This is a genomic window from Subtercola sp. RTI3 (assembly GCF_035018625.1).
Lineage (GTDB): Bacteria > Actinomycetota > Actinomycetes > Actinomycetales > Microbacteriaceae > Subtercola > Subtercola vilae.
On record NZ_JASJXO010000049.1, the window covers coordinates 19,518 to 30,121 of the forward strand.

The 10,604-nt window shown below is 64.2% G+C and carries 5 protein-coding genes; 4 read left to right on the forward strand and 1 reads right to left on the reverse strand.

Annotation, left to right across the window (positions count from 1 at the left end; translation table 11 throughout):
- Positions 1–25 precede the first annotated feature (25 nt).
- The gene (locus tag QN358_RS15120; protein ID WP_323512854.1) at positions 26–5,470 is read right to left on the reverse strand and encodes a family 78 glycoside hydrolase catalytic domain; all 5,445 of its coding nucleotides are present in this window, start codon (positions 5,468–5,470) and stop codon (positions 26–28) included.
- Positions 5,471–5,770: 300 nt separating this feature from the next.
- Here QN358_RS15120 and QN358_RS15125 point away from each other — a divergent pair, with 300 nt between their 5' ends.
- The 4 genes from QN358_RS15125 to rhaS are packed head-to-tail and all read left to right on the forward strand — an operon-like array spanning position 5,771 to position 10,548.
- Positions 5,771–7,294: a sugar ABC transporter ATP-binding protein gene (locus tag QN358_RS15125; protein ID WP_323512855.1), complete on the forward strand. Its 1,524-nt coding sequence runs from the start codon at positions 5,771–5,773 to the stop codon at positions 7,292–7,294.
- A complete protein-coding gene (locus QN358_RS15130; RefSeq protein WP_136642094.1) occupies positions 7,291–8,355 on the forward strand; it encodes an ABC transporter permease in 1,065 nt (354 codons plus the stop codon). The genes QN358_RS15125 and QN358_RS15130 overlap by 4 nt, the downstream gene beginning before the upstream one ends.
- On the forward strand, positions 8,348–9,430 hold the full coding sequence (locus QN358_RS15135; RefSeq protein ID WP_136642095.1) for an ABC transporter permease: 1,083 nt from the start codon (positions 8,348–8,350) through the stop codon (positions 9,428–9,430). Before QN358_RS15130 ends, QN358_RS15135 begins: the two co-directional genes overlap by 8 nt.
- A gap of 56 nt (positions 9,431–9,486) precedes the next feature.
- The gene (rhaS, locus tag QN358_RS15140; protein WP_323512856.1) at positions 9,487–10,548 is read left to right on the forward strand and encodes a rhamnose ABC transporter substrate-binding protein; all 1,062 of its coding nucleotides are present in this window, start codon (positions 9,487–9,489) and stop codon (positions 10,546–10,548) included.
- Positions 10,549–10,604: the final 56 nt, after the last annotated feature.

Here is a 10,604-nt window from a genome sequence, read left to right on the forward strand (position 1 = left end):
GCACGGAACAGAGAGATACGGAGAGTCAGCTGAGCGGAGGCGAGACGGTGTCTGCCCCGTCGTCATGCCCGCGGCCGTCATGCCCACGGCGACGTCGATGACGTCGCACGACGAGCAATACGAGGCCGGCCAGCAGAAGCAGCCCTGCTGAGGTGGCCCACAGCAGCGGTGTTGCGCCGGTGGCGGCGAGCACCTGCGCGGGTACGGTCAGCGATGACCCTGCTGCTGTTCCCGATGCACCCGAGCCAGGGGCAGGCCCCGTGCCGGGCGTCGCGCCGTTACCCGTGCCGGGGTCAGGAGCGAGCGTTTCGACTACGAACACCAGCTCGTGGGCACCGGCGGCGAAGTCTGCGGGAACAGCCCCGCTGACCGACACCGCACCCATCGCATCCGCCGTGGCCGTACCGAGCACCACAATGTCAGAGTGCAGCTCGACACGAACCGTCGCCGCCGCCGCAAAGCCACTGGCCTCGGCAATCGCCGTCTGACCGGGAGCGATGATCAGCGTGGGTGCGGCGTCACGCGGCGTGAGGGCAAGGGCCGCACTGGTGTTGCCGGCCATGTCGATGGCGCGCACCGAGAGCGTTGACGGCGATGATGTGCTGCCGAGCAGCGCTGTCAGCGAGTCGACCCACGACACACCACCGTCGGAATACTGAAGATGATCGGCGCCAGAACCGCCGTCTTGCGTGAAGGCGACCACACGGCCCGCCGTGCTGAGCCAGCCCCACACAGTGGGCGCGGTGGCATCGACCCGCACCACTTCTGACAGAGCGGCACTGACGTTGCCGGCCCTGTCAGTGGCCCGGTAGCGCAACAAGGTCGAACCTTCGTTCAGCGCCACTGGTGCGGCGTACGGCTGCCAGGCTCCGTCGTCGAGCTGATATTCGACGGTGGCTACTCCACTTCGGGCGTCGTCGGCCTGCAGAGTGGCCGCTGCGCCAGCGGTGTACCAGCCGTTGGCGCCAGCATGCGATACGTCGAGCACGAGCGAGGGGGCGACGGTGTCTTTCGGCACCGGCAGGGTCCAGACATCGGCTATCGACGGGTCATGGTCGCCAAGCCCGTTGAATCGAAACGTGATGGTCACCTTTCCGGTCGAGGTGAGCGTGCCGTCATCCGGAATCAGTGCCTGGTAGGTCACCAGACCGGGGCCAGAATCGGTGCGCGGGTTGAGCCGCTGGGCGACCTGCTGGCCATTGACCAGAATGTCGTAGCTCTTGATCTGGGCCATGTCGTAGGTCTCAATGGCCCGGAGGAGGAACGGCTGATTCGGCGTGACCTGCATGTCGAATGAGAACGCGGCGCCAACCTTCGTGAGGCCCGAGTAGCGCCTCGTGAGGCCGGCCTCGACGGTTGTACCGCCATCGCCGGTCGAAGTCGTGTTGTGGGCAGCCTCAGACGTTGCTTCGCCGAGATCGATGTGGTCGAGCGCACCGGCCGGCGGAGTAGCCAGCAGAACGGTGACCGCTGAGGTCGCTGAAGCAAGCGTGGCACTCCCTGCCACGAACCGTGCCGTGAGAGTCTGCGCTCCTGCGTTCAGAGACAGCGGTACAGAGACGACCACGCTGGCCTGAGTCGAGGCACCCGGCGCCACAGTGACGAGCCGGGAAGGCAGGGCAGTGGGCCAGCCTTTCGGCGGGTCGACAACCAGTGTTCCGCTGATCGCAACGTGCGCCGAGTTCGTGAGCGTCGCCGTGATCGTCGCCGTTTCGGGCGAGTCAGGGTCTGACAGAACGGCAGTGATCGGAGCGATGGCTATCGCCGCAACGACCGACACCAGCTTCGAGACCAGCGTGAAGTGGCGAACCTCACCGCCCACCGTCGCGGTGACGGCTGCCGTGACCGTGACATCGCCCGCCGCACTCGAGGCAGGCAGTGCAACCGAGAAGGGCAGGTCGACGCTCGCACCGGGCGCCACGCTGGTGGCGCTGACCGCGGGTGGATTCGCCGTGAGACCCGCACCCAGGCTGAGCACAGCAGAGAAGCCCGTTGCCGGGTTCGCCGCGGTGTTCACCACGTGCAGCGAGCCGTGAACCGTGTCACCCGGCAGCGCCGTCGCTTCTCCGGGGGCCACCAACGACACCGAGAGGCCGCTGTTCGCCGGGTCGGAGTTGAAGTTGTAGGTACCAGAACCGACCGTCAGTACCGTCACACCGTTGGTGTCAGACACCACGCTCACACCGGCGATCTGGTCGAGGGGCTTACCGCCCTCGGTGACCTCCCAGTGATTCGTGGCGGCGATCTTCACTGTGGCGGTCGTGCTCACGGGAACGGTGACGCCCAGGTCGAGGCCCGTTGCCGTCGTCTTCCAGTCAGAGACGATGCTGCCGTAGACCGAGTCGAAGGTTCCTTTGCCGCTTGTCAGCCCGCCTCCGGGCGTCGGAGCAACCGTGAACGTCTTGTAGCCGGCACTGGTCGCCGCGATGCCACCGATGTTCGCGTACATCCAGTCGCCGACGGCGCCGTACGCGTAGTGATTGAACGAGTTCATAGAGACGTCGCCGAATGAGCCGTCGGGCCGCAACGAATCCCAGCGCTCCCACATCGTGGTTGCGCCCGAGGCGACCTCGTAGCCCCACGAGGGGTAGCTCTTCGTGTTCAACAGTTGATACGCCAGGTCTTGGTGGCCTGTCGCGGTCAGGGCCGGCAGCAGCCAGGGGGTACCGAGGAATCCGGTGGAGAGATGGTTGTCGCGGCTGGCCAGTTTGGCAACGTACTTGTCGCCGACCAGTGCGAGCCTGTCGGCAGGAACGAGGTTCATGCCGATGGCCATCGCATACCCGGTCTCGCTGTTGCCCGCGACCGTGCCGTCATCGGCCAGGTACTTGGCACCGAACGCCGCCTTCACCCTGGTGGCCAGGTCGGCGTAGTGCGCTGCGTCGTCGGTCTTGCCGATGGCGGCCGCCATCTGGCTCATCAGACCCGAGATGTACGAGTAGTACGCCGTGCCGAGAAGGCCCGAATCAGTCGGGTCATCGAGGTTCAACCAGTCGGCGTACCCGCCGCTGTTGCGGATGAGGCTCGAACCGGTCGAGGTTTCGACGTAGTTCATGAACTTCGTCATCATGGCGTAGTTGTCGCGAATCACCGCGGTGTCGCCGTAGGCGTTGTAGAGCGCGAACGGCACTGTCACGCCCGCATCAGACCAGCCCGTTCCGCCGCCGCAGCAGCCCGAACCGGGCGGTGCGGGCGAGACGCCGGGAAGGTTGCCGTCGGCGCCCTGCGAATCGCTGAGGTCGACCAGCCATTTGCTCAAGAAGGCGAGAGTGTCTTGGTTGTAGCTGGCGGTGGGTGAGAAGACGCTGATGTCGCCCGTCCAGCCGAGTCGCTCATCGCGCGCCGGCGTGTCGGTCGGAATCGACAGGAAGTTGCCGCGCTGGCCCCAGGTGATGTTGCTCTGCAGCTGGTTCAGCATGGCATCCGACGTGGTCAAGGTGCCGGTGGTGGGCAGATCGGTGCCCCAGACCAGGCCCGTGACCTGATTCACCGTCGGCGGCGCCGTCACTCCGGTGACCTCGAGGTAACGAAACCCGTGAAACGTGAACGTCGGTGTGTAGTCAGCCGTACCCGTGGTCTTGAAGGTGTAGTAGTCGGTCGCCTTCGCACTTCGCAGGTTCGCGGTGTACAGCGTCTTGTCGGGGTTCAGCATTTCGCCATACCGGATGGTCGCCGTTCTGTTCGCGGTGCCCGTGAGCTGCACCGCGGCGACGCCCACCATGTTCTGGCCCATGTCGTAGATCCAGGTGTTCGGCGCCGACTCAGAGACACTGATCGGAGTGCGCTTCTCGGTCACCCGAACGGGCTGGTCGGACTGCGGTTCGAGCAGGGCCGTCGCAGCCGCGTCGGCCACACCTACGGGTGCCCACGAGGCGTCGGAATACGACGCGTCTTTCCACCCTGTGGGCACCTTGCGTGCGTCGAAGGTCTCACCCTCGATGAGGTCGGCCTGCACGAACGGGCCCGCCGCGGTCTTCCAACTCGCGTCAGAATTCACCCAGGTGCTGGTGCCGTCGGAATAGTCGATGCGCAGTTCTGCGATCAGAGACGGTGCGGTTCCCCAGTGCCCGGGGCCGAAACTGGCGATGTTGCCGGCGTACCAGCCGTCGCCCAGCTCAGCGCCGATGGCATTGCTGCCGCTGGCCACCAGAGAGGTCACGTCATAGGTCTGATAGTCGATGCGTTTGGCGTAGTCGGTCCAGCCGGGGGCGAGCTGTTGGTCGCCGACTTTCTGGCCATTGAGGCTCAGTTCGTACACACCGCGGGCGGCTGCGTAGAGTCGCGCGTTGGTGACCGTCTTGTCGACGGTGAAGCTCTTTCTCAGCAGCGGCTTCGACTGTTCGGTGAGGTAGAGCGGCTCGACAGGAGCGATGAGTTGCAGTCCGTCATTCGTCACGGTGCCACCCGAGAACGGGTTCTGGCCGTCGCTGAAATCGGTGTCGAGCAGCACGCCGGCGGTAGGAGAGACGACTTTCACCGAGTGAATGGTGGAATTCTCTTTGCCCTCCTGCGCCACGCTCTGCCGAAATCCCACATACCCCTGGCTGAGCGAGTTATCGGTGCGAGAGTCGATCACAACACCATCGAGACTGCTGGTGATCACGTTGCCCGCGAAGGTGACAGCGAACGAATGGCTGCCGGTGCGAAGCTGATCGGCCGAGATGAAGGCCGAGATGTCTTTGTTCTCCAGCAGCTGGAAACCACCGTTGATCTTGACGTGGGGGCGCAGTCGGGGGGTGCCGTCGGCAACGCTCAGCTGCCACATGTACGAATTGTTGCTGTCTTTCTCGCGGGCATAGAGCCCCATCACGAGGTTGTCCATCGTGAAGTTCACGGTGACGGTGTAGTCGCTCCACTGCTGCAATTGCACCGCTGGGTCTGGGCCGCCCACCCATTCGCCCTTCCACGCATCCGAACCGGCCAGGGCCGTCTCGAACCAGGCCGGCGCACTCCAGTCAGACGCGCTCTGGTCGCTGCCCCACGCCCGAACCTGCCAGAAGTACCGCGTCTCTGCAGCGAGGGGAGCCCCGGCATAGGTGACGTTCAGTTGGTCGGCAGCGACCACCTTGCCGCTCGCCCAGACGTCAGCGCTCGGCAATGCCGATTCGCTCGATGCCACCCGCACCTCGTAGGCGATCTGCGATACCGCCCGGCCGGTCGAGCTGTCTTTCCAGCTGAACGTGGGAGCCTCTGTGCTGGTGCCGAGCGGGTCTGTCAGCCCATTCGTGCGGAGCTCCCCGGTCGTCAGCGCGTTTATTTCGAGGGCCGAAGCTGCCCGTGCGGCTCCCACGCTTGAGGGGGTCTCGGTCGATGCTGCGGCCGTGAGGCCCCCCGACGCGAGACTGCCGAGCAGCAGCACGAAGGCCACGGCGACAGCGATCCATTGCTTCACCACGGTGCGGATTGCCGAAGCTTCGCCACCGGTTCGACGGTGGGTGAGCGAGCGAAAGTACTGCGAAAAAAGGAACAAGACGACATCGTCTCCCTGGCTCGGCGCTGAGGTGAAGACGCACCATTCAGTGCGTTGATTGCATTTCAGACGTCAATCCTGAATCGATTCATATGCAATACCGGGTCAACCTACAGCAGATTCAATGGCCCCCACAAGGGTCACAGTCCGTTTGCGTCGACCACGGAGGGCGCGCAACGTCGTAATTGTGACCTGATCTGTGTTGACATGCCTATGACCAGCCAGCTAGCCTTCGAACGCCCAAGAGTGAATCGTTTCAGACAATTCGACCCATTCTCAATGAAGAGGAAACAGACGCCCATGGCGATCACCCCAGACAGCTCCGTTCCAGCTGCGCTCGAACTCCGCGGAGTCTCCAAAGCGTTCGGCGCCGTCGTTGCGCTCACCTCAGCCAACCTGAGAGTCGACCTGAATTCGATTCACGCGCTGGTCGGCGAGAATGGTGCCGGCAAGTCCACCCTGGTGAAGATCGTCGCCGGCCTGTACCACCGTGACGCAGGGGACTTTCTGTTGCGCGGCGAATCGGTCGACTTCAGCTCGACGGCCGAGTCGAAGGCCGCTGGCATCGCGGTCATCTATCAAGAGCCGACACTGTTTCCTGACCTGTCTGTCACCGAGAACATCTTCATGGGTCGCCAGCCCACCAACCGGTTCGGGCGCATCGACCGCAAGGCGATGAAAGCCGAGGCCCTGCGCCTGTTCGAGCGTCTCGCCGTTCGCATCGATCCCGATCGGCCCGCAGAGGGCCTCTCGATTGCCGACCAGCAGATCATCGAGATCGCCAAGGCGATTTCGCTCGACGCGCGGGTGCTCATCATGGACGAACCGACCGCCGCCCTGAGCGGTGTCGAAGTCGACCGCCTGTTCGCCGTGGCTCGCAGCCTCAGAGACGAAGGCCGGGCGCTGGTGTTCATCTCCCACCGGTTCGATGAGGTGTTCTCGCTCTGCGACACCATCACGGTCATGCGCGACGGCCAGTACATCTCCACTGACCCGATCTCAGAGGTCACCGTCGACGAGATCGTGCGCCGAATGGTCGGCCGTGATGTGACAGAACTCTTCCCCAAACAAGAAGCTGCCATCGGCGACGTGGTGCTCTCGGTCGAGGGGCTGACACAACCCGGCGTCTTCACCGATATCTCGTTCACGGTTCGAAGCGGCGAGATCGTCGGGCTCGCGGGACTCGTGGGTGCCGGCCGCAGCGAGGTGGTGCGCGCCGTCTTCGGGGTCGACCCCTACGCAGCCGGCCGCGTGATCATGAGCGGCACCGCGGTGCCCAAGAACAGCCCGTCACAGGCGATGCGTCTGGGATTGGCCCTCGTACCCGAAGACCGTCGCAAACAGGGCCTCGTGCTCGAGTCATCAGTGGCGCGCAACGCCACCATGGCCATCCGTCGCTCGCTGTCGAAACTCGGACTCATCGACTCGCACGTCGAGAACAAGGCCGCCGCCATCTGGTCGAGCCGACTTGAAGTCAAAACAAATGCTCTCGATGCCGAAGTGGGCACGCTGAGCGGCGGCAACCAACAGAAGGTGGTTCTGGCCAAGTGGCTGGCCACCAACCCCAGGCTGCTCATCATCGATGAGCCGACCCGCGGTATCGATGTGGGCACCAAGGCTGAGGTGCACCGCCTGCTGTCACAGCTTGCCGGTGAGGGAATGGCCATCCTCATGATCTCGTCAGAACTACCCGAGGTGCTCGGCATGGCAGACCGCGTGCTCGTCATGCGCGAAGGCCGTCTCACCGCAGAGATCTCACGAACCGAAGCGACGGCCGAATCGGTCATGTTCGCCGCAACCCACTCCCAGGAGCACGCCGCATGACCACCTCCACGCGGGCAACCGCCCCCGCCCCGCTGCCGGGCCGGCCGAGAGGCACAAACGCCGTGACAGAGACGCTCGGTCGGTTCGTGCGGGCACGCGAGACGGGCATCCTGCTCGCTCTGCTCATCGTCATTCTCGTGACCACCATCAAGAACCCCACCTTTCTCTTCAGTGGCGATGGCTGGCGCGACCTGCTGCTCACCCCGTCGATTCTGGTACTCGTCGCTATCGGCCAAGCCGTGGTCATCATCACCCGCAGCGTCGACCTCTCGGTGGGTTCTGTTCTCGGGTTGAGCGCTTTTCTCACCGGAAAGGTCTTCGTCAGCTTTCCCGGCATGCCCATCATTGCGGTGTTCCTGATCGGGCTCATCTTCGGCGGCGTTCTCGGGCTCGTGAACGGTGTGCTGGTGGCATTCGCCCGGGTGCCCGCGCTGGTGATCACCCTCGGAACGCTGTACGCATACCGCGGCATCAATGTGGTGTGGGCCGGCAGTGGGCGCATCAACGCCTCCGATTTGCCCAAAGAGTTTCTCGCGCTCGGCACCGGCCAGTTTCTGAGCATCCCGTTTCTCGCCATCATTGCTCTCGTGGTGCTCATCGCCGCGGGGTGGTTCATGAAGAACATCCGCGGTGGCCGTGAGCTCTACGCGATCGGTTCAGACCCGTCAGCGGCCAACCTGTACGGCCTGAAGGTCACCCGCCGCATCATCTTCGCCTTCGTCTTCTCGGGTGCTCTCGCCGGGCTCGCGGGCGTACTGTATGCCGCTCGGTACGGAACCGTCGACTCTCAGGCGGGTACGGGTTTCGAACTCGACGCAGTGGGCGCGGCCGTCATCGGTGGTGTCGCCATCGTCGGCGGGAGTGGAACCGTGTGGGGCGCGGCCATCGGCGCGATTCTGCTTCTCACGATCAACCGTGCGCTTCCCATTCTCGGGGTACCGGACTTCTGGCAGCAGGCGGTGGTGGGAATTCTCATCATCGGGGCCATCGTGCTCGACCGAGTGCTCGCGCTTCGACAATCGCGCCGACTGATCAAGGAGAGGGACGCCTCGCATGTCTGACACCACCACCCTCACCTCGCCCGCCGCTCCCGCCGGGCAGGCACCCGGCCGCAGCTACCGCAACTACGGCAGTTCGCTGTTTCGACGCATCTTCGTCACCCGCGAAATGGCGGTCATCGCGCTTCTTGCAATCGTCATCATCGTGGCCTCTGTCAGTGTGAAGAACTTCGCCTCCCCCATCACCTTCAGCTACCTTCTGCTCGACACCACGCCCATTCTGCTGATCGCGCTGCCGATGACCCTCGTCATCATCACCGGTGAGATCGACCTGTCGGTGGCAAGCATGATGGGCCTGTCAAGCGTGACCGTCGGAACGCTGACACAGGCGGGCTGGCCCATCGAGGTGGCCTTCGTCGTCGCCCTGGTCGTCGGTGTCATCGGCGGCGCGCTCAACGGTTTTCTGATCACCGTGGTGGGGCTGCCTTCACTGGCCGTCACCATCGGCACGCTGGCGCTCTACCGCGGGCTGGCGGTCGGCCTGCTCGGCACAACGGCCGTCACCGACTTTCCGAAGTTCTGGACAGACATCGCGAAAGCGAAGTTCGCGGCGACCGGCATCCCCGTTGTCATCGTCCCGTTCATCATCCTCGCGGTCGTCTTCGCGGTTCTGCTGCATTTCACTTCGTTCGGCCGCGGTATCTTCGCCATCGGCCTGAGCTCAGAGGCGGCCGCGTTCTCCGGGGTGCACGTCGAGCGCACCAAATTCATCCTCTTCATGCTCACCGGAGTCGTTTCGGCATTCGCTGGTATCTACTACACGCTGCGCTTCGGCAGTGCCCGCGGCGACAATGCGACGGGGCTCGAACTGTCGGTGATCGCCGCAGTGCTGCTCGGCGGAGTCTCGATCTTCGGTGGGCGAGGAGCCCTTCACGGGGTCATCGCCGGTGTTCTGCTCATCGGAGTGCTCGGCAGCGCGCTGCGCCTCGCCAACGTCTCAAGCGACGTCATCAACATCATCACCGGCGCGCTCCTCGTGCTCTCGGTCGTGAGCACAAGCTTCTTGGCCTGGGCGCGCAAGCGCCGTCAGCGCCGCGGAGGAACCAAGAAAACTGCCGTCTCAGCTACCGCAGGCTGACACGCTCACACCTCTGCCGGTAGATCACAACCGGCACAATGAAAGGAAGAACAACGATGTTGTTTCATAACACGCGGCCCACCCGGCGCGCCATTCGTGCTGGCGCCATCGGCGCCATGGCGGTTTCGGTCGCCCTCGTCGCCGCCGGCTGCGCCACCACCAGCTCCACCCCCGCCGCGAGCGGTGCGGCGACGGGTGGATCGGGAAACTACGCCATCACATTCGTTCCCAAGAACCTCGGCAATGCGTACTTCGACGCCTCAGACAAGGGCGGCGCCGCGGCGATCACCGAGTTCGGCGGAAAGTACTCCGAAGTCGGGCCCGCCACGGCAAGCCCCGACGCGCAGGTCAGCTTCATCAACACGCTCACACAACAGCAGGTCGGTGGAATCGTCATCTCGGCGAACGACCCCAAGGCCATCGGCGATTCACTGAACGAGGCGCGTGCGGCCGGAATCAAGGTCGTCACGTTCGACTCAGACACCGACCCGAGCTACCGCGACATCTTCATCAACCAGGCCAGCCCCGAAGGCATCGCGAAGTCGCAGGTTGACCAGATCGCCTCGCAGATCGGTGACACCGGTGAGATTGCGATTCTGTCGGCATCGGCGAACGCGACGAACCAGAATGCATGGATCGACCTGATGAAGGCCGACCTGGCCAAAGACCACCCGAACATCAAGCTCGACGAAGTCGTCTACGGCGACGACGACGATCAGACCTCGTTCGACAAGACCGCGGCGCTTCTGCAGAGCCACCCCGATCTGAAGGGCATCATCTCCCCCACCACGGTCGGAATCGCTGCCGCGGCCCGCTACCTGTCGACCTCGTCGTCAAAGGGCAAGGTCGCTTTGACCGGCCTCGGAACCCCGAACCAGATGCGCGCCTACATCGCTGACGGCACCGTCACCTCGTTCGCGCTGTGGAACCCGGCCGACCTCGGCTACCTCGCGGCGTACGCCGACAAGGCACTGATCGATGGCACCATCACCGGCAAGAGCGGCGACAAGTTCACCGCCGGCAAGCTCGGCTCGTTCACCGTGGGCGACAAGGGCACCGTGCTTCTCGGTGACCCGACCGTGTTCAACAAGGCCAACATCGACCAGTTCAACTTCTAGGCGATAGCTGAAGTCAGAACGAGAGGTGGGGGGGGGGGGGGGGACCGCCCCCCCCC

Coding starts and splice junctions, on each gene's coding strand:
- rhaS (WP_323512856.1), top strand. CDS start 9,487: ATGTTGTTTCATAACACGCGGCCCACCCGGCGCGCCATTCGTGCTGGC.
- QN358_RS15130 (WP_136642094.1), top strand. CDS start 7,291: ATGACCACCTCCACGCGGGCAACCGCCCCCGCCCCGCTGCCGGGCCGG.
- QN358_RS15125 (WP_323512855.1), top strand. CDS start 5,771: ATGGCGATCACCCCAGACAGCTCCGTTCCAGCTGCGCTCGAACTCCGC.
- QN358_RS15135 (WP_136642095.1), top strand. CDS start 8,348: ATGTCTGACACCACCACCCTCACCTCGCCCGCCGCTCCCGCCGGGCAG.